21 protein-coding genes and 1 tRNA gene are annotated in these 20,580 nt (G+C 56.7%); 13 read left to right on the forward strand and 9 right to left on the reverse strand.

The features are described 5' to 3' along the window. Positions 1-87 precede the first annotated feature (87 nt). Entirely contained in the window at positions 88-630 is a 543-nt protein-coding gene (gene hpt, locus IEX10_RS10885; RefSeq protein WP_188674828.1) for a hypoxanthine phosphoribosyltransferase, read from the forward strand. Here the strand turns inward: hpt and IEX10_RS10890 are convergent. Further along, complete coding sequence (locus IEX10_RS10890; RefSeq protein WP_188674831.1) at positions 621-1,499, reverse strand: LysR family transcriptional regulator; 879 nt, start codon at positions 1,497-1,499, stop codon at positions 621-623. The two genes, hpt and IEX10_RS10890, sit on opposite strands and share 10 nt — an antisense overlap. A gap of 108 nt (positions 1,500-1,607) precedes the next feature. Here IEX10_RS10890 and IEX10_RS10895 point away from each other — a divergent pair, with 108 nt between their 5' ends. Further along, complete coding sequence (locus IEX10_RS10895; RefSeq protein WP_188674834.1) at positions 1,608-2,072, forward strand: c-type cytochrome; 465 nt, start codon at positions 1,608-1,610, stop codon at positions 2,070-2,072. A gap of 32 nt (positions 2,073-2,104) precedes the next feature. Here IEX10_RS10895 and IEX10_RS10900 read toward each other — a convergent pair whose 3' ends face one another. Beyond that, a complete protein-coding gene (locus IEX10_RS10900) occupies positions 2,105-3,067 on the reverse strand; it encodes a TDT family transporter (RefSeq protein WP_188674836.1) in 963 nt (320 codons plus the stop codon). Positions 3,068-3,141: 74 nt separating this feature from the next. Here IEX10_RS10900 and speB point away from each other — a divergent pair, with 74 nt between their 5' ends. Next, positions 3,142-4,110, forward strand: coding sequence for an agmatinase (speB, locus tag IEX10_RS10905; RefSeq protein WP_188674838.1), 969 nt, complete (start codon positions 3,142-3,144; stop codon positions 4,108-4,110). Positions 4,111-4,168: 58 nt separating this feature from the next. Here the strand turns inward: speB and IEX10_RS10910 are convergent, their stop codons facing one another. Then, a complete protein-coding gene (locus IEX10_RS10910) occupies positions 4,169-4,876 on the reverse strand; it encodes an RlmE family RNA methyltransferase (protein ID WP_188674841.1) in 708 nt (235 codons plus the stop codon). Positions 4,877-4,878: 2 nt separating this feature from the next. Further along, the gene (locus tag IEX10_RS10915) at positions 4,879-5,973 is read right to left on the reverse strand and encodes a Ppx/GppA phosphatase family protein (protein WP_373287468.1); all 1,095 of its coding nucleotides are present in this window, start codon (positions 5,971-5,973) and stop codon (positions 4,879-4,881) included. Positions 5,974-6,174: 201 nt separating this feature from the next. Between IEX10_RS10915 and IEX10_RS10920 the strand changes: the two genes are divergently transcribed. The 8 genes from IEX10_RS10920 (at position 6,175) to IEX10_RS10955 (ending at position 12,982) form a co-directional block, all read left to right on the forward strand. Beyond that, complete coding sequence (locus tag IEX10_RS10920; protein WP_188674847.1) at positions 6,175-6,471, forward strand: virulence factor; 297 nt, start codon at positions 6,175-6,177, stop codon at positions 6,469-6,471. A 26-nt stretch (positions 6,472-6,497) separates the two neighbouring features. Further along, the gene (locus IEX10_RS10925; RefSeq protein ID WP_188674850.1) at positions 6,498-7,427 is read left to right on the forward strand and encodes a methylenetetrahydrofolate reductase; all 930 of its coding nucleotides are present in this window, start codon (positions 6,498-6,500) and stop codon (positions 7,425-7,427) included. A gap of 11 nt (positions 7,428-7,438) precedes the next feature. Then, on the forward strand, positions 7,439-8,503 hold the full coding sequence (locus IEX10_RS10930; protein WP_188674853.1) for a methyltetrahydrofolate cobalamin methyltransferase: 1,065 nt from the start codon (positions 7,439-7,441) through the stop codon (positions 8,501-8,503). A 113-nt stretch (positions 8,504-8,616) separates the two neighbouring features. Then, complete coding sequence (locus IEX10_RS10935; RefSeq protein WP_188674856.1) at positions 8,617-9,120, forward strand: VOC family protein; 504 nt, start codon at positions 8,617-8,619, stop codon at positions 9,118-9,120. Between the two features lie 62 nt (positions 9,121-9,182). Further along, positions 9,183-9,857, forward strand: a complete 675-nt coding sequence (locus tag IEX10_RS10940; protein ID WP_188674859.1) for a hypothetical protein — start codon at positions 9,183-9,185, stop codon at positions 9,855-9,857. Positions 9,858-9,979: 122 nt separating this feature from the next. Next, a complete protein-coding gene (locus tag IEX10_RS10945; RefSeq protein ID WP_188674866.1) occupies positions 9,980-12,037 on the forward strand; it encodes an ASKHA domain-containing protein in 2,058 nt (685 codons plus the stop codon). Between the two features lie 115 nt (positions 12,038-12,152). Continuing rightward, positions 12,153-12,226 (forward strand) — tRNA-Gly (locus IEX10_RS10950). A gap of 264 nt (positions 12,227-12,490) precedes the next feature. Next, positions 12,491-12,982 (forward strand): fasciclin domain-containing protein, encoded by a 492-nt coding sequence (locus IEX10_RS10955; RefSeq protein ID WP_229678556.1) that lies wholly within the window; start codon positions 12,491-12,493, stop codon positions 12,980-12,982. A gap of 74 nt (positions 12,983-13,056) precedes the next feature. On the opposite strand, the gene pgi is transcribed toward IEX10_RS10955, so the two are convergent. The 3 genes from pgi to zwf are packed head-to-tail and all read right to left on the reverse strand — an operon-like array spanning position 13,057 to position 16,801. Continuing rightward, positions 13,057-14,661 (reverse strand): glucose-6-phosphate isomerase, encoded by a 1,605-nt coding sequence (gene pgi / locus IEX10_RS10960; protein ID WP_188674869.1) that lies wholly within the window; start codon positions 14,659-14,661, stop codon positions 13,057-13,059. Between the two features lie 11 nt (positions 14,662-14,672). Further along, positions 14,673-15,350, reverse strand: coding sequence for a 6-phosphogluconolactonase (gene pgl, locus IEX10_RS10965; RefSeq protein WP_188674872.1), 678 nt, complete (start codon positions 15,348-15,350; stop codon positions 14,673-14,675). Continuing rightward, a complete protein-coding gene (zwf, locus tag IEX10_RS10970; protein WP_188674877.1) occupies positions 15,347-16,801 on the reverse strand; it encodes a glucose-6-phosphate dehydrogenase in 1,455 nt (484 codons plus the stop codon). Before zwf ends, pgl begins: the two co-directional genes overlap by 4 nt. Before the next feature lie 141 nt (positions 16,802-16,942). Between zwf and IEX10_RS10975 the strand changes: the two genes are divergently transcribed. Further along, positions 16,943-17,905 carry a radical SAM protein gene (locus IEX10_RS10975; protein WP_229678529.1) on the forward strand — a complete coding sequence of 321 codons (963 nt, stop codon included), beginning with the start codon at positions 16,943-16,945 and terminating at the stop codon, positions 17,903-17,905. Continuing rightward, positions 17,905-18,804 (forward strand): DMT family transporter, encoded by a 900-nt coding sequence (locus IEX10_RS10980; RefSeq protein WP_188674880.1) that lies wholly within the window; start codon positions 17,905-17,907, stop codon positions 18,802-18,804. Before IEX10_RS10975 ends, IEX10_RS10980 begins: the two co-directional genes overlap by 1 nt. Here IEX10_RS10980 and aroB read toward each other — a convergent pair. Together aroB and IEX10_RS10990 are read right to left on the reverse strand one after the other, a co-directional pair. Beyond that, complete coding sequence (gene aroB / locus IEX10_RS10985) at positions 18,801-19,913, reverse strand: 3-dehydroquinate synthase (protein WP_188674883.1); 1,113 nt, start codon at positions 19,911-19,913, stop codon at positions 18,801-18,803. The two genes, IEX10_RS10980 and aroB, sit on opposite strands and share 4 nt — an antisense overlap. After that, positions 19,913-20,455 (reverse strand): shikimate kinase, encoded by a 543-nt coding sequence (locus IEX10_RS10990; RefSeq protein WP_373287469.1) that lies wholly within the window; start codon positions 20,453-20,455, stop codon positions 19,913-19,915. Before IEX10_RS10990 ends, aroB begins: the two co-directional genes overlap by 1 nt. Positions 20,456-20,580: the final 125 nt, after the last annotated feature.

Genomic DNA, 20,580 nt, shown 5'->3' on the forward strand with positions numbered 1-20,580 from the left:
TCACTAAGATTGTTTGTCGCGGGTACTGACATTTTGTGCACGACAAGTAAATTGGCCCCCTAACCAGATCAAACGGGGAATCGCCTGATGGACCACAACAATTACGTCATCGACCAACTGATTTCGGCAAAATCCATTGCCGCACGGGTCGAGGCGCTGGCCGATACCATTTCCGAGCATTTCCACGATACGGACAAGCTGGTGGTTGTGGGCTTACTGCGCGGTAGCTTCGTGTTCATCGCCGATCTGGTGCGCGAGCTTGATTTGCCCTGCGAAGTGGATTTTCTGGAAACATCGTCTTACGGCAATTCGATGCAATCAAGCAAAGAAGTACGCATTCTCAAAGACTTGCGCGGCGAGATTGAAGGGCGCGATATTCTGGTGGTCGAAGATATCGTTGATACGGGCCACACGTTGAAACATGTGATCGGCCTGCTGCAATCGCGCAATCCGGCCCGGCTTGAGGTCTGCGCCCTGCTTGACAAACCATCCCGCCGCGAAGTCGATGTGAAGGCCACATGGACCGGTTTTGAAATCCCGGATGAATTTGTGGTGGGCTATGGAATCGACTACGCGCAGCGCAACCGGAACCTTGGCTACATCGGATCAGTGCGCTTCATTCAGGATTGATCCCCCGCAAGCAAGGCGCTGCGGTCCCTGACCTGCGCCGTTAGAAATTCGCGACACGCCTGAATGCGCGGCATGGAAGCCAGATCCTTGTGGTTTGCAACCCAGATCGCTGTCTCCATCCTGTCGAAAAAGCCGGAAATCAAACGCAGGTCCGGCGCATCTGCCGTTAGAAAACGGGGGAGAACCGCCAGACCAAGTCCGGCAGCACAGAGCCCGCGAAGCGTTATGAAGCTGTCCGCAGATCCGACGATCAAGCCGTCGTCGACATTTGATTGCTGCCATTTTCCCGCACAGGAGCGGAGCAACGGACCTGTCACGCCAAGCCAGTTTTGAACCTCACGCCCGATTGTCAGGTCTTTATGCCCATAAACCCCGAAGCCCATTTTCGCCACTTGCTCTCCGATCAATTCGTCGGGCAGGCTGTCTGCAGGGCGAACCGTGACCTCTGCCTCAAGCTGGTCAAAGTTCAAAGGCAGGTTTGAAGCCAGCACATCCAGTTTCAACTCCGGATGTGCGCGCTGTAATCCGGCGATCATATCCGGCAGGATAGTTTGACAGAGCGAATCTGTCGAAGTGATCCGAACCGCTCCCCGCACGCCTGCGCCCTGCCCTGTCACGGCGCGTTCGGTCGTCTCCATTGCGCGGCGTAAATCACGAAGCGCGTCCACCAGCCCGCTTTGATCGGTACGCAACCGGTATCCGTTGCGGGCGCGATCAAATATCTTGAGGTTATGACGTTCTTGAAAGCCGGTGACGCGCCGCAGAACCGTGGCATGGTTCACCCCGAGCGACCGCGCTGCGGCATTCAGGGATCCGTGTTCGACCACAGCAAGGATAAAGCGGTAATCGTCCCAGTTGTCTGTTTCCATCTCGTCATGCTAGTGCATTTTCGCACAGCTGACCCTCAATTATTTGTGAGTATCCTTTTTTTCTGCACAAGCTAGACTGTCATAGGAGTCAACCTAAGGGAGCCAGACATGAAAATCATCCTCGCCACCACAGCCACCGCGCTTGTTCTGTCCGCAGGGCTATTCAGCCCCGCAGTGGCAAATGAAGCCGCGATCAAAGCGCGTCAGTCACTTATGCAGCTTTATGCTTTCAACTTGGGACAGTTGGGCGCGATGGCGAAAGGCACTATGGAGTATAACGCCGAATCTGCGCAGGCTGCGGCGGACAACCTTCTGGCAGCGGCCAGCATGAACCAAATGGCGATGTGGCCGGAAGGTACGGACAATGCTGCAATGCCGGGCAAAACCGCGGCGCTACCAGAAATTTGGTCCACGTACCCGAAGATCGCTGAAAACGGACAGGCTCTGGTTGCTGCGGCTGAAAACATGGCTTCGGTTGCAGGAAACGATCTGGATTCCCTGCGCGGTGCAATGGGCGACGTTGGGAAATCCTGCGGCGGCTGTCACAAAAGCTTCCGCGCTTCTGACGATTGATCCCGCGACGCGCGAGACGAAAGAAAACGGCCTCAGGCAACAGCCGCTTTTGTTGCCTCGGCCAGCTTTCCGGCGAACCAGTTCTGATAGGTGCGGATCAGGATGTAGGGGATCAGCAGGCTGCCCGCGCCAAAGGATATTATCGCCAGAACCTGTGCGAACAGACCATGCCCAGATTCTACCGCCAGTATCTGAACCGCACTGAATGCAGCCAGTGGAAAACAGAAGTTCCCCCAATCGGGTGACCATCCCCCCCGCGCCATCCAAGGGATCAGCGGCACCAACGCAAGTCCTGTGATGTTCGTGGCAATCCAGAAGACGCCGAACCACGGCGCGTCCTGCAACTCATGAACCCCAAGCGCCACCAGCGCCGGTGGCACCAAGAACACCGCATAACTGCTGCGATGATGTTCGGGAACCGATGCGCGGGATCCGTTCCAAATGCTTAGGCCAAGGATCACCGCCCACAGCGGTACAGACAGCAGCAATATTGTACGACTGAACGCCACATGCCCCAACTCCGGCCCCGCCAAAGTCGCCACCAACACGCCCACCGTTGGCAACAGGAACACAGGTGTGACTTGGGACAAGGTGCTGTGATGGCGCAGCAGGATCAACACCACCGAAATAAAATAGACAAGATGCAGCCCGAGCGCCATCCACCAAACCAGAAACGCCCCGAGGCTGGTATAGGGAAGCAAAAACGCAGCCATCGCCATGGCACACATGGAGCCTGCAGAAACCGACCCTCGCGCAGGGTCAATCATCAGGTCATCCCAGAGCACGCCCGGACGGATGCAGAGTTTGGCGACATAACTGCTCAGCGTGACCAGCAGAATAAGGGTCGCCCCAATGCCCAGCCACACTCCGATGCCTTGGGGCACATCCCACACGCGAGCAGCCTCGCGCCAAGCCAGTGACAGACCAAACATCCCCAACAGACTGGGGAACAAGGCAGGTGGCGTCCGGCGCCAGAAGTGATTGAACAAAGCCATACGTTTTTTATTGCAGTGATTGCTGTCATAGGCCAACCATGATTTCAGATTTCGCGACGATAAGGGGCATCGACATGGCAGATCACGGGTACAACAGCGGGCGGTTGAACCTGCCATTCGTCGGAATCGCCACCTTTAGCAAGAAAGACTACCTTGCCGATTGGGACGCGCTGGACGCGGATGTTGCGATTATTGGTGCGCCGTATGACTTTGGCGCACAGTTCCGTGCTGGTGCACGTTTTGGCCCCCGCGCGGTGCGCGAAGCCTCGACCTTATTCGCATTCGGGCACGCCGGAGCTTATGATCACGAGGACGATGTGACCTATCTTGGCCCCGATGTGCATATCGTGGATATGGGGGATGCGGATATCATCCACACGGACACGATCCAAAGCCACGAAAACATCGAATATGCCGTGCGCAAGGCGCTGGTGGCCAATGCGCTGCCGGTGACAATCGGGGGCGATCATTCGATCAACATTCCCTGCATTAACGCTTTTGACGGGGAGGAAGACATCCACATCCTGCAAATCGACGCCCATCTGGATTTTGTAGATGAACGGCACGGGGTGCGCTTTGGCCACGGCAATCCGATGCGGCGCGCGGCAGAGAAGCCCTATGTCAGCGGGTTGTCCCAGTTTGGTATCCGCAATGTCAGCTCTACCGCGAAGGAAGGGTATGATGCGGCGCGGGGGATGGGGGCTGATATTCTGTCGGTCCGCCAGATCCGCAAGATGGGTGTAGAGGCAGCGGCCCAACGAATCCCAGCTGGTGCGCGGGTCTATGTAACCATCGACATCGACGGATTTGATCCTTCAATCGCGCCGGGCACGGGCACGCCGAGCCACGGCGGATTCTTGTATTATGAGGTGTTGGAACTGCTCCAAATCGTGGCGCAAAACCATGAAATCGCCGGAATTGATCTGGTTGAAGTGGCGCCCGATTACGATCACACCGGAGGTACGGCAATTCTGGCGGCGCAGATATTGCTGAACTTCCTCGGGTTTATCTTTCACGCCCGCAAATCCTTTGATGCGGGATGAGGATTACCCCCTGCGGGACGCTCCGCGGGGAGTATTATTGGAACACTGAAGCCTGATTCTACCCGCGAAAGCCTGTTGCGACGACAAATTTTTCGGAACTGTCAGAGCGGCTGGCCGGTGGTTTGACGTGGGCGACCTTGGTGAATTTCTGTTTGAGGATTTGTTGCAACTCCCCTTCGGCGCCACCGGCGAGCACTTTGGCCACGAAGGTTCCGCCCTCGTCTAACACGTCAAAGGCGAAATAGGCGGCGGCTTCGCACAGCGCCATGATCCGCAGGTGGTCCGTTTGTTTGTGGCCCGAGCTGGAGGCAGCCATATCGGACATCACCACGTCGGCCTTACCGCCGAGCCATTCCTTAACCTTATTATCGGCCTGCTCTTCGAGAAAATCGAGCACGTAGATGTCACACCCCGGAACCGGATCGACCTCTTGCAGGTCGATTCCCACAATGCGGCCCTGTTTCTTACCGCGTCGTTCACCATGGGCATTGGTGCGTTCTGCTGCGACCTGACACCAACCACCCGGTGCGCAGCCGAGATCGACCACACGCGCGCCGGGAACGAGAAAGCGGAACTTGTCGTCCAGTTCGAGGATTTTATAGGCCGCGCGACCACGATAGCCGTCCTTTTGCGCTTGTTGCACGTAAGGATCGTTCAGCTGCCGCTCCAGCCAGAGCTTGGAGGACAAGCGCCGACCCTTAGCCGTTTTAACGCGCACGCGAAGGTCGCGTTGACCGCGACCAGATGATTTCTTTTCGTTCGACATAATTAATGTGGCCTATCGCCTAGCACGCCTGCGGCGCTCATTTGACTGTAAAGCAATCCTTCGCGCAGACCGCGGTCCGCCACGGTGAGCCGGCTTGAAGGCCAGACCCGCAGGATAGCTTGAAGGATGGCAGCGCCGGACATGATCAGTTCATGCCGGTCGGTGCCGATACAGGGTGCCTTGCGACGCCCTTCGGGACCGATGTTCAGGTATTTCTGAACAACCTGGTCGATTTCCTGACGGCACATGGACACACCATCTACCTTGCAGCGTTCATAGCGGGACAGTCCCAGATGGGATGCCGCCACAGTTGTGACCGTGCCGGAGGTGCCGATGATCTGGCAATTCGCACCGTCCCCAATTTCTGGTGGGACGAATTCGTCGATCTGTTCTTCAAAGCAGCACGACATCAGCGCAAATTTGGCGCAGTCGTCTTCTACATCGTGGAACATGTCTTTCAGAGTTGCCACACCAAGGGGGACTGACTTCCAGTCCATCACCCGCGCTGTTCGCGTACACGTGCCCCCGCCCCGTTTGGTCAGGTCCAGTTCTACCAGTGCCTTGGCGCGGTTGCGGGCGGACACGCCGCTTAGATCCAGCCAGACCAGTTCGGTAGAACCACCGCCAATATCAACGATCAACAGTTGTTCGGCATCTTCGCCCAGATGAGGGGCGCAGCTGACTACGGCAAGGCGTGCCTCTTCAGCCGGGTCGATAATTTCAAGGTCCAGTCCGGTTTCGCGGCGCACAAGGTTCACAAAGCTGGTGCCATTGGTGGCACGGCGGCAGGCCTCGGTTGCGACAAGACGGGAATGTTTCACCCCATGCTGGCGCAGTTTCTTGCTGCAAATCCGCAGCGCCCCCAGCGTGCGTTTGATCGCAGCAGGCGCGAGCGTACCATATTCCGCCAGACCTGCGCCAAGATGAACCGGTTTGGAGAATGCGTCTACGACTTCGAATTCAGTTCCTTGCGGACGGGCAATAAGCATCCGGCAACTGTTCGTCCCCAAATCCAGCGCAGCAAAAAGACCCCCGTCGGCTGACGGAGTTCCTTTCGTATTCTGACCTGTTTTTCCGCTCTTACGGAGCGGTTGCATATTGTTGGCTCGCATGAGCTTGCACCAAATTCTGTTAATTTTAACCTATTGCGACCAGCGGGCTTTTACAAGTTTGTTATTTTTCTGTGCCGATACGTCATGCGTGTCGCTAAATTAACGGTCGCAGTCGAAAACGACCGTCTTATAATGGCGTGAACACAATAGAGCTTTAAACAAGCATGAGAATAAGGATTCTAAGAAATGCCTGACGTCACAATCGTTTACTGGCGCGATATTCCAGCACAAGTCATCGTCGGCAAAGGCCGTCGCGGTGCCAAAGTTCAACTGCCAGAGCGGTTTGAACAGGCCATCGACCGCTGTGCTATGAAGATCGATGCCAAGGACACCGACAGCTATCTGGCGGAGTGGCGCAAGGCAGAGCCTTATTCTGTAGACGGAGAGCAAGGCGAGATTGCAACCGCCGAAGCGGCCCGTCTGGATGCTGAATACGACAAGGATCGCATCAAAACCCTGATCAACAACGACGGCTGGGATTGACCCTGCCCCTTTTGAAAGCACTGCGCATGGCACTTTTGAAATTCAGTTCGAAAACCGACATTCGGGATGAGGTCAATCCCGAGATGGAAGCCTTCCTGAAAGGCTATTCCATTGAGGTTATGCCAAGAACCGCCGAGAAGATCGACGATTTCCGCGCTTTGCTGCCAAAAGGCACGCGGGTCTATATCGCCCACATTGAAGGCACCCCGATCGAGGATATGGTCGCGACAGCCAAACGTTTGCGCGCGGAAGGGTATGATGCGATGCCGCATTTTCCGGCGCGGATCATCAAGGACGAGGCCACGCTTGCGGACTGGATTGCGCGTTATCAAGGGGAAGCCGGCGTAGATCAAGCTTTGGTTCTGGCGGGCGGTCTGGCAAAACCTTACGGTGATTTCCATTGTTCCATGCAGCTGCTTGAAACCGGACTTTTTGACAAGGCAGGGTTTAAACGACTGCACACTGCGGGCCACCCCGAACCCAACACCGACATTGATCCTGATGGCGGACGCAAGAACGTGAATGAAGCGCTCAGCTGGAAACAGGCGTTTGCAGAACGGACCGATGCACAGATGGCGCTGGCGACGCAGTTTTGTTTTGACAGCAAGCCGGTGATCGAATGGGCCAACGACCTTATGGCGCAAGGTGTTGATATTCCTGTGCATATCGGGATCGCCGGGCCTGCAAAACTGCAAACCATGATCAAATTCGCCATTGCTTGCGGCGTTGGGCCTTCGTTGAAGGTCTTGCAGAAACGGGCTAAGGATGTAACCAAGCTGCTGATGCCGTTCGAGCCGACCGGCATTGTGTCCGAACTGGCCGCGCACAAAGCTGCCAACCCAGAGTTCAACATCGAGCAGGTACACTTCTTCCCGCTCGGAGGGATAAAAACAAACGCAACTTGGGCAATGGACCATGGTGGAAACTCCGCCCTGCCCGCCGCGCAACAAAACTAAGGCCGAATTGAATGACCCGTACTGTCGTCGAATCCAAAACCAAAACCGCCATCATCGGCTTTGATCAACCCTTCTGTGTCATCGGAGAGCGGATCAATCCCACCGGTCGCAAGAAGCTTGCAGCCGAACTGGAAGCGGGCGATTTTTCCACCGTGGAAAAAGACGCCATCGCGCAAGTGGCTGCCGGGGCCAATATCCTCGATATTAACGCTGGCGTTGTCTATAACTCCAACCCCAACCCGAACGAGACAGAGCCACCGTTGATGCGCTCTATTGTGGATATGGTCCAGGGTTTGGTGGATGTGCCGTTGTGTATCGACAGCTCTGTTCCTGGTGCGCTTCAGGCCGGTCTGGAGGCCGCCGAGGGCCGTCCGCTGCTGAACTCTGTCACGGGTGAGGAAGACCGTCTTGAGATGGTTCTGCCGCTGGTGAAGAAGTACAATGTTCCCGTTGTAGCGATTTCTAATGACGACACGGGTATTTCCGAAGATCCCGATGTGCGCTTTGAAGTGGCTAAAAAGATTGTTGAACGTGCGGCGGATTTTGGCATTCCGGCCCATGACATCGTTGTCGATCCGCTGGTGATGCCGATTGGCGCGATGGCAACAGCCGGTTTGCAGGTTTTTGCACTGGTGCGCCGACTGCGCGAAGAACTGGGCGTGAACACCACTTGTGGTGCCTCCAACGTGTCCTTTGGCCTGCCGAACCGTCACGGTGTGAACAACGCCTTCCTGCCCATGGCGATTGCGGCTGGGATGACTTCGGCGATCATGAACCCGGTATCTGCTCCGGTCAACCAAACCAAACTGGATGCCAAGAAAGCGGAATTGGCAGAGGCCGGTATCATCGTACCAGACGATATGGACATGGAGCTGTTCGCGCAGGTCACAGGTCTTGGCTCTACCAAATTCGGTCCGGGCAGTGAGATGACAGCAATCCGCGCGGCGAACCTGTTGATGAACAACGATGCCCACGGCGGAGAGTGGATTAACTTCAACAAAGCCCCCGTGAAAGCGGGCGAACAGGAAGCTGGCGCACGAGGCCGTCGCGCGGGCGGACGCCGTCGTCGCGGCTGATAAATCTTCCGGCCAGCGCGGGATCGTTGCGCTGGCCGGAACACTCTCTTCTTGCTTTGCCAGTTTTTGGAACCGCGCCCTGCGGTTAGGATGATGGCGAAAGTGAGACTGTTATGACCCATACTTACGCCGCACCGGCCGGCACCTCTGTCGGCCACATCCACCTAAAAGTCGCTGACCTTGACCGCGCCTTGGCGTTTTACTGCGGGGTTTTAGGGTTCGAGCTGACCCAACGATACGGCGCAGATGCGGCCTTTATCGCAGCGGGCGGGTATCATCACCACATCGGTCTGAACACTTGGCACTCCAAAAGCCAGCCCCCTGCGCCGCAAAACACAGCAGGACTGTATCACCTCGCCCTGCTCTATCCGACACGCGTCGATCTGGGACAGGTTCTGCTGCAACTGGATCAGCACGGAATACCGCTTGACGGGGCGGCGGATCACGGGGTCAGTCAGGCCATTTACCTGCGTGATCCGGATCGAAACGGGGTTGAGTTGTACTGGGACCGTCCGCACGCCGAATGGCCGCGCAACACTGACGGCGCACTGGCAATGGACAACAGCCGTCTTGACCTTGATGCCCTACGAGACGCGGGTCGCACGCCAGCCCGATAGTTCAGCGTGAGCTTGGCAGCACCGCGCAGAGCCTGTAGACGGGGGCCAGAAGTGGACTCCCTTTGACCGATCTGACTCCCCGTTCCCGATCCTTGCACCTGTACCGGCTGTTGGTACGGGTCGGCTTTATCGTGGCATTGGCCCTTGCGCTGCATTTCGCAGTGAACTGGCTGGGCGAGGAAGTGAAACAGGTCGAAAGTGGCGGTAAGAAGCTGATGTTAACGGGAATGCTGCTGCTGATCCTACTGGCTTATGCCGTTGTTATCGCGATACCTTTTGTGCCCGGTGTGGAAATCGGATTTGCCTTGATGGCAATGCAAGGGGCAAAGATTGCACCACTGGTGTTTCTCTTTACTTTTATCGGCCTGTCGCTCGCCTATCTTGTGGGGCACATGCTGCCCTACCCTGTGCTCTCGCGGTTTCTGGAAAGTTTTGGTCTGCGCAAAGCCGCACTTATGGTGCGCGACATAGAACCCCTCGACCTAGAGCAACGCACCCGTTTGATGAAATCCCGCCTGCCCGGATTCCTTGGGCCGCTGTTTGTGAACTGGCGGTATCTGTTTCTGGCGATCCTGATCAATATTCCGGGCAATATGGTGCTGGGTGGTGGCGGCGGTATCTGCTTTTCCGCGGGGCTAAGCCGATTGTTCCGACCACCAATGGCCCTTGCAACGCTGGCCCTCGCGGTGGCGCCGGTGCCTGCCGTATTTTACTTTATGGGCATTACCCTGTTCTGAACCAAAATTTCCGGAATTAATGCCGCAATTGAACCAAAACTGACGCGGGTTGGCTTTCCATTTTCGGCCACCCGCCTATTGTCGCCCTGTTGGTTCCACCCAAGTAGAACAGGCCGATAGATATGACCACTCCGAACGATCCACTGGTAATTTTCACCCCCTCCGGCAAAAGGGGGCGGTTTGCGGTTGGCACACCGATCTTAACCGCAGCGCGCCAGCTTGGTGTGGATCTGGACAGCGTCTGCGGCGGGCGCGGGATCTGTTCGAAATGCCAGATTCAACCGTCTTATGGGGAGTTCTCCAAACACGGTGTCACCGTGGACGACGATGCTTTGTCAGAATGGAATTCGGTAGAAGAACGCTACAAATCCAAACGCGGGATGATCGACGGACGCAGACTTGGCTGTCAGGCACAGGTGCAGGGCGATGTTGTGATCGACGTGCCGCCAGAAAGTCAGGTCCACAAACAGGTGGTGCGCAAACGGGCCGAGGCGCGGGACATCGTGATGGACCCCTCCACCAAACTGTTCTTTGTCGAGGTGCAACAGCCCGACATGCACGACCCGACTGGCGATCTGGAGCGGCTGGTCAAGGCACTGCGCGAGCAATGGGACCTGCCCCACCTAGAGGCCGATCTTGGCGTATTGGCCAGCATGCAGCCGATCCTGCGCAAGGGCGAATGGAAGGTCACCTGCGCGGTGCATCTGGGCGACGATATGTTCAGCCCGCGCATCATGCACATCTGGCCGGGCTTTTATGAAGGTTCTATCTACGGCCTGGCGGTTGATCTTGGCTCTACCACCATCGCGGGGCATCTGTGTGATCTGCAAACCGGCGAAGTGGTGGCCTCCAGCGGGTTGATGAACCCGCAAATCCGCTTTGGCGAAGACCTGATGAGCCGTGTTAGCTATTCCATGATGAACGACAGCGGCGCGCAGGAAATGACCCGTGCAGTGCGGGATGGTATGAACACACTGTTCACCAATATCGCCACCGAAGCGGGCATCGACCAATCCCTGATCGTGGATGCCGTATTCGTGTGCAATCCGGTCATGCACCATCTGTTCCTTGGAATTGATCCGTTTGAACTGGGTCAGGCGCCATTCGCGCTGGCCAGTTCGGACAGTATTTCTCTTCGGGCGCTGGAGCTGGGGCTGAACCTGCACCCTGCCGCGCGGGTCTATCTGCTGCCTTGTATTGCAGGGCACGTGGGCGCGGACGCCGCTGCGGTGGCCCTGTCCGAAGCACCGGACAAATCCGAAGACCTTGTGCTTGTGGTGGATGTTGGGACCAATGCGGAAATTCTGCTTGGGAACAAGGACAAGGTTCTCGCCTGTTCCTCCCCCACTGGTCCCGCTTTTGAAGGGGCGCAGATTTCGTCCGGCCAACGCGCCGCCCCCGGTGCGATTGAACGGGTGGAAATAGACCCTGTCACCAAAGAACCCCGCTTCCGCGTCATCGGCTCGGACCTTTGGTCCGACGAAGACGGATTTGCCGAAAGCATCCTGTCCAGTGGCATCACAGGTATCTGCGGCTCTGGCATCATTGAAATGGTCGCAGAAATGCGGATCGCAGGGATTGTTGATGGTCCGGGGCTGATCGGATCGCCTGCGCAGGTCGGCACGGACCGCTGTTTCCTTGACGGGCGCACCCATTCCTATCTGGTCTGGGACGGTACCGCCGATGGCGGACCGCGCATCACCGTGACCAACCGCGATATCCGTGAAATCCAGATGGCCAAAGCGGCGCTTTATTCTGGTGCACGGCTGCTGATGGATAAGTTCGGTGTCGATACAGTGGACCGGATCGTGCTCGCCGGTGCGTTCGGTGCGCATATCTCCCCCAAACATGCGATGGTGCTGGGCATGATCCCCGATTGCATCCTTGAAAAAGTCACCAGTGCAGGCAACGCAGCCGGCACAGGTGCGCGAATTGCACTGCTAAATGTCGCGTCGCGACGCGAGATTGAACAAACGGTCAAAGCAATCCACAAAATCGAAACTGCGATCGAGCCTCGCTTCCAAGAGCATTTTGTCAACGCCAGCGCCATTCCAAACAGCGTGGAGCCCTTCCCGATCCTTGAAACCCACGTCACCCTGCCGGATGTGAATTTCAACACCGGCGGCGAAGGCGACAGCGCGTCGGGCGGTGGCGGCAGACGCCGCCGCAGACGCGGTTAAACCGCCATTCCCAGCCCTGCACCCCGCGTAAAATTATAGGGTGCAGGGTTTCACGCGCAAAGCCCCTATCCACGATTGACGCCCCACCCCAAAGCCGCTAAATCACCCCGACAGAGCGGGTATGGTGAAAAGGTATCACGGCAGCTTCCCAAGCTTTAGTTACGAGTTCGATTCTCGTTACCCGCTCCAGTATCCTTCTATTCCCGCTTATCAAACCACTCGTGTTACCCAGATGTGCTGTGGTTATACTGCGCCTGCACAACGTGATCACGCAAACACACAAACATGTTACCGCCGAAAACGATCCGCTGACGAACAGCCCTCGTATCCCTTGCACAACACGCCGATAAACGGCGTTTCATTCTAGGGAGAACAATCGTGAAAAATATTCTGGTAGGTGCAGTGGTCGCAGGTCTTTTGGTAGCTGGTGCCGCGTTTGCGGAAAGCCACGGTATGAAAAATCCGATGGTTGGCGGCGCTGAGATGTTTGCTGACAAGAACATCGTTGAAAACGCCGTGAACTCTGCCGACCACACAACGCTGGTTGCCGCTGTGAAAGCGGCCGGTCTGGTGGACACGCTGGCAAGCGAGGGGCCGTTCACAGTATTCGCCCCGACCAACGACGCTTTTGCAGCCCTGCCCGCAGGCACAGTTGACACATTGCTGAAGCCGGAAAACAAAGACATGCTGACCAAAGTGCTGACCGCCCATGTGGTGGCTGGCAAGTGGACCGCGTCTGATATTGTTGCCGCCACGAAGAAAAGCAGCGACGGGTTCTATCACTTTAACGCAGTGTCCGGCGATGCTCTGTCCGCGAAACTGACACCGGGTGGTCAGGTGTTCATCTACGACGAAAGCGGCAATGCTTATAAAGTAACAACGGCGGATGTGATGCAGTCGAACGGCGTTATTCATGTGGTCAACGGCGTGCTCGTGCCGAAATAACCCAAGACGTTAAGGCACGTTTTACAGGCAGTTGAGCGGAGGCTCCGGTTGGAAACAGCCGGAGCCTTCGCAGCTTAGAGGGTCGCGAGCAAACCGCGGGTGGAGCCGTCTTTATCCTCGGATGTGGCTTCACCTTCGATCAACGGCAGCATCCGCGTGGCCAGCACTTTACCCAGTTCCACGCCCCATTGATCAAAGCTGTTAATCCCCCAGATCACACCTTCGACAAACACGCGGTGTTCATAAAGCGCGATAATCTTGCCGAGCGTTTTGGGGTCAAGAATATTATACATCATGGTCACACTTGGACGGTTTCCCGGAAAGACCCTGTGGGCGGCCTGCTTTTCCAGTTCAGCGCCCTCAAACCCTTGTTCGCGCATCAATTCGCGGGCGGCGTCCATGCTGCGCCCGACCATCAGCGCCTCGGATTGGGCGAGACAATTGGCCAACAGCAGCCGGTGCTGGTGGGCCAGCTCGCTTTCATGACCGCGCCGCGCGACCAGAAATTCGCACGGGACAACGCGGGTGCCTTGGTGGATTAACTGGTAAAAAGCGTGCTGGCCGTTGGTGCCGGGCTCCCCCCAGACAATCGGGCCGGAATGGCGGGGCAGCGGATTGCCCTCCATATCCACACCCTTGCCGTTGCTCTCCATGTCCAGTTGCTGAAGATAGGCCGGAAGCCGAAGCAAACGCTGGTCATAGGGCAGCACCGCGCGGGTGTTATAGCCGCAGATGTTGTTGTGCCAGATCCCCACCAGCGCAAGCAGGACCGGAAGGTTGTCTTCCAGTGGTGCTTCGCGGAAATGGGTGTCCATTTCTTCCGCCCCTTGCAGGAACGCAGTGAAATCCTCTGGCCCGATGGCCAGCATCACGGACAGGCCAATCGGTCCCCAGACGGAGTAACGCCCACCAACCCAGTCGGCAAAGCCGAACACATGATCGGACGGAATGCCAAAAGCGGCGGTTTTGTCCTGCGCAGTAGAGAGCGCTGCGAGATGATCACCGATCTGGTCTTCCGGCACCGCCTGCAACAACCATTTCTTGCCAGTTTCCGCGTTGGTCATGGTTTCAATGGTGGTGAAGGTTTTGGAGGCAATGATTAGCAGCGTTGTCGTCGGATCAAGCCCTTTCAACGTGTCGTTGATATCCGCACCATCCACGTTGGACACAAAATGCACCTTCGGGCCATCGTGATATGGCGCGAGTGCTACATTGGCCATTACCGGTCCAAGATCAGACCCGCCGATGCCAATATTCACAACGTCCGTAAAGGGCGCGCCGCTGGCTGATGTCAGCTCTGCGTTGCGCAATCGGATGGCAAATGTCTTCATCGCCTGAAGGGTTTCCAGAACCTCTGGCATCACGTCACGGCCATCCACAGTGACAGGTCGCCCCGAAAGGTTACGCAGTGCGGTATGCAGCACAGCGCGGTCTTCGGTCTGGTTAATCGCCTGCCCGTCAAACATCGCGTTTCGCGTTGCGTCGACACCTGCAGATTTTGCCAGATCAAGCAGCAGGGATTTAGCCTCTGCGTCCATATTGGTTTTAGAATAATCGAGCAGGAAATCCCCACATTGCGCCGAAAACGCTTTAAAGCGGTCAGGATCGTCGAACAGTGCTAAAATAGAGCGGTCGGCGTTATTTTCCTGATTTTGCGACAGGGATTTCCAAACATTCATAAATTAATTCCTTAATCCGCGTAATGGGTTATGGCCTGTTCCTGAACGATACGGATAGGCGCTTCAAGGGGGGAGTTGGCCGATTGCGCCCGTGCAAAAGCGGTTTTTTTATCAGCTCCCGCGATCAGGATATGAACCGCTTTGGCCGCTTGCAATACGGGGGCTGTCAGCGTCAGACGGGGTTCGGGCGCATTTGGTGCCCGCATTGGCAATAGAATTGGCGCTTGCGGGTCCAACGCTTCTGCCAGCAGATCGGCTTCGGGGAAGATGCTGGCGGTATGCATATCTGCGCCCATTCCAAGCACGCAAACATCAAGGGGCAATGCAGCTTCAATCGCATCGCGCAAGCTGTCGAGCACATCTTCGGGTGCTTCAGCCAGCTGATAAAACGGCACGAGTGTTGCGGCCGCGGCATTATCCTGTAACAGATGTTCGCGCAGCAAGCGCGTGTTGGAACGCTCGGAGCCTTCCGGCACAAACCGTTCATCCGTTAGCATCACCCTGACATTGGCCCAATTTAGATCAGCCTTGCGCAGCCGGTGGAAAAACGGCGCCGGGGTCGTCCCGCCCGGAACGGCGAGCGAGGCTGTCCCCTTAGCCGCCAATGCTGCACGCAACTGTTCCTCTACCGTTCCTGCAAGCCCTTGGAACAAGGCGTCACGGCTGTCGTATGTGATAAAATCGCTCATGATTTGATCTCTCGCCAGCGCCGACCGTCCTTGTGAAGAAGCATAAGACTGTCATCCGGACCTGACCCGCCCGGATCATAGGGCACAGGGCGGCTGCCTGCATCTTGCCAGGCTTCTATGATGGGATCGACCCAGGCCCAAGCAGCCTCGACCTCGTCGCCGCGCATGAACAGGGTCTGGTCGCCACGGATCACATCCATGATCAGCCGCTCATAGGCGTCCGGCATGACGGAAACCTGATCACCCAAAGCATCAGCAAAAGACATATCAAGAGGAACTTCGGTCAGGCGCATCCCACCCGGCCCCGGTTCCTTGATCGTCACCCGCATGGTGATGCCTTCATCCGGTTGCAGGCGGATCACCAGTACGTTGCCTTTGCGGTTGAAATCCCCTTCAAAGATGGAATGGGGCGGGTCTTTGAACACGATTGCGATTTCAGACATCCGCCCGCGCAGACGCTTGCCAGTGCGCAGATAAAACGGTGTGCTGGCCCACCGCCAGTTTGCCACTTTCACCTTCATCGCAATGAAGCTTTCGGTTTTGGAGTCAGGATCTTCGGCGTGCTCAAGATAGCTCGCCATATCGCGACCTGCCGAATATTGACCGCGCACCACCTCGGATGGGGCAACTGGTTCCAGCGCGCGGATCACCTTCAGCTTTTCATCGCGCACTGCATCGGCGCCGTATTTGCTGGGTGGTTCCATCGCAGAGAGGCACAAAAGCTGCATCAGGTGGTTTTGCACCATATCCCGCATCGCGCCCGATTTGTCATAATAACCGCCGCGCCCTTCTACGCTGACAGTTTCAGCCACGGTGATCTGTACGTGATCCACATGCTGCGCATTCCAGAGCGGTTCAAACAGCGCATTGCCAAAGCGCACCGCCATCAGGTTTTGCACGGTTTCCTTGCCAAGATAATGGTCGATCCGGTAAATCTGGTGCTCATCGAAACAGGCCCGCAATTCCGTGTTGAGCGCTTTGGCCGTTTCCAGATCATGCCCGAAAGGTTTTTCAACCACAATCCGGCTGTGTTCGTCGGTGATCCCATGCCCCGAAAGCTTGCGGGCGATTTCGCCGAACAGGCTTGGCCCAACCGAGAAATAGACCGCGTGGATCGTATCAGGGCGAAGTTTTGATTTCAGCTCTTTCCAGCCGGTATCCCCGAATACATCCAATGACACATATTCCAACATCTCCAGAAATTGCGCGACGGATTTGGCATCCTTCGCCGTGTCGCCCGCAAATTCCTTCAGCGCGTCTTTTACAAAATCGCGAAACCCCGCGTCGTCCAGATCGCCGCGTGACGCCCCGATGACTTTGGCGGTTTCAGGCATCTGCCCCGCACACATCCGGCGAAACAGGCCCGGCAGGATTTTGCGTCTTGCCAGATCCCCTGTCGCGCCAATGATGATCAAATCGAAGGGATCAACCGGTATAGTTTTTGCGACCATCTGGGCACCTCGGAACAGTTAATGTTAACGATAACGTAGTTGCGTCGCATACAGTCACAACTACGTGGGTTTTGCAAGCTTTCCTTTGAAAACTAACATACAATCGGATAGCGATCAGGCAAGCAATGACAGGCAGACCCTATGAACTATCAGAAATTCGATCTTCCCGACCCGCAACCGATGGGGAAATTCGAACATCCCGACATCACCGCTAAGGGCGAGACCCGTGCGTCTGTGGCGTTGAACGGGGCGACGACTCTGTGGTTCAACACCGGAACCCTATGCAATATTGAGTGCGAAAATTGCTATATTTTCAGTTCTCCTACCAACGACCGGCTGGTCTATATCACCCGCGCCGAGGTTGAGGATTACCTTGACCAGATAGAACAACGCGGCTGGCCCACCAAAGAAATCGCCTTCACCGGAGGCGAGCCGTTTATGAACCCCGAAATGGTCGATATAACAGCGGCTTGTCTGGAACGGGGTTATGAAGTTCTGATCCTTACCAACGCCATGCGTCCGATGATGCGTAAACGGGTGCAGACGGGTATACTGGACCTGCACAAGGCGCATCCGGGCAAATTGACCATGCGGATTTCGGTGGATCACCATTCCGCTGAATGTCACGATAAAGAACGGGGCAAAGGCAGTTTTGATCTTACTCTTGCGGGTATGGAATGGCTGCGCGATGCGGGTATTCCGATGCATGTGGCCGGACGCACGATTTGGGGCGACACAGACACAGAAAGCCGCGCCGGTTATGCCGCGCTTTATGAAAAACACGGGTTTGATATTGACCCGAACCACCCCGCGCAAACGATGCTGTTTCCTGAAATGGACGAGACCGCGGAAGTGCCTGAAATCACCACAGCCTGTTGGGGCATTTTAAATAAATCCCCCAATGACGTCATGTGTGCGTCTTCCCGAATGGTGGTTAAATACAAGGGCGATGGCCATCTTACGGTGTTGGCCTGCACTCTTTTGCCTTATGATCCGGAGTTTAACCTAGGCAAAACTCTTGAAGAGGCAGAGAAACCTGTGAAACTGAATCACCCCCATTGCTCTAAATTCTGCGTCCTTGGCGGCGCCTCCTGCTCCGCCTGATGCGCCGCTCCATTCTGTCCTGGGGCGCCCTTGCGGTGACGATTTTTGTCTGGGGCAGTTATCTGGTCTCTACCAGAGCAGCGATGACGCAACAGCTCTCGCCGGTTGATATGGGGGTTCTGCGTTCGGTCCCTGCGGCCCTTCTCATACTGCCTTTCATCATAAAACGCGGACTGAAACCCAAAACCGCGAACTGGCTGGATATTCTGATCATCGGCGGTGGCGGTGGGACCTTGTTTACTGTCCTCCTCGCCTCTGGCTATCAATATGCGCCAACTGTGGACGGCGGGCTGTTCACCCCGTCCATGTTGCCGGTTTTCGTGGCCGCGCTTAGCCTGATCTTTCTGGGGCGGGCATATGCGAAACTGCAATATGTCGGCATAGCCCTGATCGTTTTGGGTGCATTGGCCGTTGGCGGATTTGAAGCGATATTGAACACCGCTTCGGGCAGCTGGCGCGGGCATCTTTTGTTTCTGACCGGTTCGTGTTGCTGGGCGGCCTATACGGTGCGGTTCAACATATCAGCGTTAGACCCGATTGCCGGCGCGATCGTCATCCTTGGCTGGTCGTCCATCGCGTTTCTGACCGCAGTTGCATTTTTCGGCACGGGCCTGCATCTGGTCCCGACCCCGATCCTCGCTATTCAGGTATTTCAAGGAATTATGGCCGGTTTTGTTGCCAACTTCACCTTTCTTTACGCGATCCGCACCCTTGGCCCCACCATACCGGCTGCCGCAGCGGCGCTGGTGCCGGTGATCGCGGCTTTGGGCGGCTGGGTGTTTCTGGACGAACCAATCTCGGCCTTCAAATGGCTTGGGATTCTGGTGGTCGCCGCCGGTGTGGCGCTGGCATCGGGTGTGATTGAAACCCGCCGCCGCCGCAAACCGGCCGTATCCTAACGCGCGGAGAGCGCCTCTGACAAGACAGATTTCACCACGGACAGATCCACATCGCGGGTGACAAAAGCATCCCCAAGTCCCCGCGCCATAATAAAGCCGATCACCCCACCGCTGACCTTTTTGTCCTGCCCCATCAACGCGATCAAACCATCCGCATCGGGCAACGGTCCGTCAATTTCCGACAGATCACATTTCATTCCCATCGCTTTGAAGTGGTCGCGCACACGGCTCGGCGCTTCCTGTGCGCACAGGCCAAGCCGTTGGGACACTTCAAACGCCAGCGCACAGCCGATGGACACGCCTTCACCGTGAAGCAACCGGTCCGAATAGCCGGTGGCGGCTTCCAGCGCATGTCCGAATGTGTGGCCAAGGTTCAGCAGTGCACGGTCGCCCCGTTCCTGTTCGTCCCGCGCTACAATCTCGGCTTTCATCTGGCAGGACCGTTTAACCGCATAAATCCGCTTAGCCACGTCACCCTCGGCGGCCGCTGCCGCGTTTTCTTCCAGCCATTCCCAGAAATCCGCATCGCCAAGCAGACCGTATTTTGCGACCTCGCCGTAGCCCGCCAGATAGTCGCGTGTTTCAAGTGTATCGAGCAGCGACACATCGGCAAGCACCAGTTGTGGCTGGTAAAAAGCGCCCACAAGGTTTTTCCCGTGGGGGGAGTTGATCCCCGTCTTACCGCCCACAGAGCTGTCTACCTGCGCCAGCAGAGTAGTGGGCATCTGCACAAACCGGATGCCGCGGCGCACAATCGCCGCTGCAAACCCTGCCAGATCACCGATCACACCACCGCCGAATGCGATCAGGATGTCGTCTCGTTCGATTTTCTCCGCCAGCAACCATTCCACCGTGCGCTGCAACTGGTCCCAGCTTTTGGTGGCTTCCCCCGCCGGAAGCTGAAGCGTCACCGCGTCAATTCCCGCAGCCTCCAGTCCTGACAACAATGCGGGAAGGTGCTTGGCTGCAACGGTTTCATCCGTGATGATCGCCACTTTATTGCGCCGCAGGAATGGTTCCACGAAGGCACCTGCTTCGGCCAGAAGGCCTGTGCCGATTTCAATGTCATAGGACCGATGCCCCAGATCCACTACCACCTGTTCGCGCATTAGCGTGCTCCCTTTGTGACGCCGCTGTTTGGGTCGGCCAGCAAGGTCTGGATGACCCGCTGCGCCATATCTTCAAGGGACAGACCCTCTTCGCTGTCCACGACGATCTGTGCGTTCTGGTAGATCGGCGTGCGCGCCGCGTGCAGACCTGCCAGCGTTTCGCGCGGGTTGTCAGTGCGCAGCAAGGGTCGAGTCGTTTTATGACGGACCCGCGACCACAGCAGTTCGAGATCGGCCCGTAACCACAACGCAACCCCGTGTTTCGCGATCAGCGCGCGGTTGCTCTCGGCCAGATAAGCCCCGCCGCCCGTTGACAGGATGCAAGGTTTGCCGACCAGTAAGCGCTCTAGCACCTGACTTTCCTTGGCGCGGAAAAACGGTTCTCCATCGCGGGTAAAAATCTCGGCTACCGTCATATTGGCAGCCCGTTCGATCTCGTGATCCGAATCGAGAAACGGCACACCCAGCTTTTGCGCCACCAGCGTGCCGACAGCCGTTTTGCCTGCCCCCATCAGCCCGACCAGCACAACGGTCTTGTTCAAGTGATAGCCCAATCCAGCCCGTCCCCAAGTTCGGGGCTAGCAGGAAAATACGCAAGTTCCTGCCGATGCCCCATTATCAAATTCCAATTTGGGTGATAACATTGTCTAAACTTCATACAACCCCC

Source organism: Neptunicoccus cionae, assembly GCF_014643735.1.
GTDB lineage: Bacteria > Pseudomonadota > Alphaproteobacteria > Rhodobacterales > Rhodobacteraceae > Amylibacter > Amylibacter cionae.

What these genes read in the sequence shown, in the direction of transcription:
- hpt (WP_188674828.1), top strand. Translation starts at nt 88, where the DNA reads ATGGACCACAACAATTACGTCATCGACCAACTGATTTCGGCAAAATCC.
- IEX10_RS10890 (WP_188674831.1), bottom strand. Translation starts at nt 1,499, where the DNA reads ATGGAAACAGACAACTGGGACGATTACCGCTTTATCCTTGCTGTGGTC.
- IEX10_RS10895 (WP_188674834.1), top strand. Translation starts at nt 1,608, where the DNA reads ATGAAAATCATCCTCGCCACCACAGCCACCGCGCTTGTTCTGTCCGCA.
- IEX10_RS10900 (WP_188674836.1), bottom strand. Translation starts at nt 3,067, where the DNA reads ATGGCTTTGTTCAATCACTTCTGGCGCCGGACGCCACCTGCCTTGTTC.
- speB (WP_188674838.1), top strand. Translation starts at nt 3,142, where the DNA reads ATGGCAGATCACGGGTACAACAGCGGGCGGTTGAACCTGCCATTCGTC.
- IEX10_RS10910 (WP_188674841.1), bottom strand. Translation starts at nt 4,876, where the DNA reads ATGTCGAACGAAAAGAAATCATCTGGTCGCGGTCAACGCGACCTTCGC.
- IEX10_RS10915 (WP_373287468.1), bottom strand. Translation starts at nt 5,973, where the DNA reads ATGCAACCGCTCCGTAAGAGCGGAAAAACAGGTCAGAATACGAAAGGA.
- IEX10_RS10920 (WP_188674847.1), top strand. Translation starts at nt 6,175, where the DNA reads ATGCCTGACGTCACAATCGTTTACTGGCGCGATATTCCAGCACAAGTC.
- IEX10_RS10925 (WP_188674850.1), top strand. Translation starts at nt 6,498, where the DNA reads ATGGCACTTTTGAAATTCAGTTCGAAAACCGACATTCGGGATGAGGTC.
- IEX10_RS10930 (WP_188674853.1), top strand. Translation starts at nt 7,439, where the DNA reads ATGACCCGTACTGTCGTCGAATCCAAAACCAAAACCGCCATCATCGGC.
- IEX10_RS10935 (WP_188674856.1), top strand. Translation starts at nt 8,617, where the DNA reads ATGACCCATACTTACGCCGCACCGGCCGGCACCTCTGTCGGCCACATC.
- IEX10_RS10945 (WP_188674866.1), top strand. Translation starts at nt 9,980, where the DNA reads ATGACCACTCCGAACGATCCACTGGTAATTTTCACCCCCTCCGGCAAA.
- IEX10_RS10955 (WP_229678556.1), top strand. Translation starts at nt 12,491, where the DNA reads ATGAAAAATCCGATGGTTGGCGGCGCTGAGATGTTTGCTGACAAGAAC.
- pgi (WP_188674869.1), bottom strand. Translation starts at nt 14,661, where the DNA reads ATGAATGTTTGGAAATCCCTGTCGCAAAATCAGGAAAATAACGCCGAC.
- pgl (WP_188674872.1), bottom strand. Translation starts at nt 15,350, where the DNA reads ATGAGCGATTTTATCACATACGACAGCCGTGACGCCTTGTTCCAAGGG.
- zwf (WP_188674877.1), bottom strand. Translation starts at nt 16,801, where the DNA reads ATGGTCGCAAAAACTATACCGGTTGATCCCTTCGATTTGATCATCATT.
- IEX10_RS10975 (WP_229678529.1), top strand. Translation starts at nt 16,943, where the DNA reads ATGAACTATCAGAAATTCGATCTTCCCGACCCGCAACCGATGGGGAAA.
- IEX10_RS10980 (WP_188674880.1), top strand. Translation starts at nt 17,905, where the DNA reads ATGCGCCGCTCCATTCTGTCCTGGGGCGCCCTTGCGGTGACGATTTTT.
- aroB (WP_188674883.1), bottom strand. Translation starts at nt 19,913, where the DNA reads ATGCGCGAACAGGTGGTAGTGGATCTGGGGCATCGGTCCTATGACATT.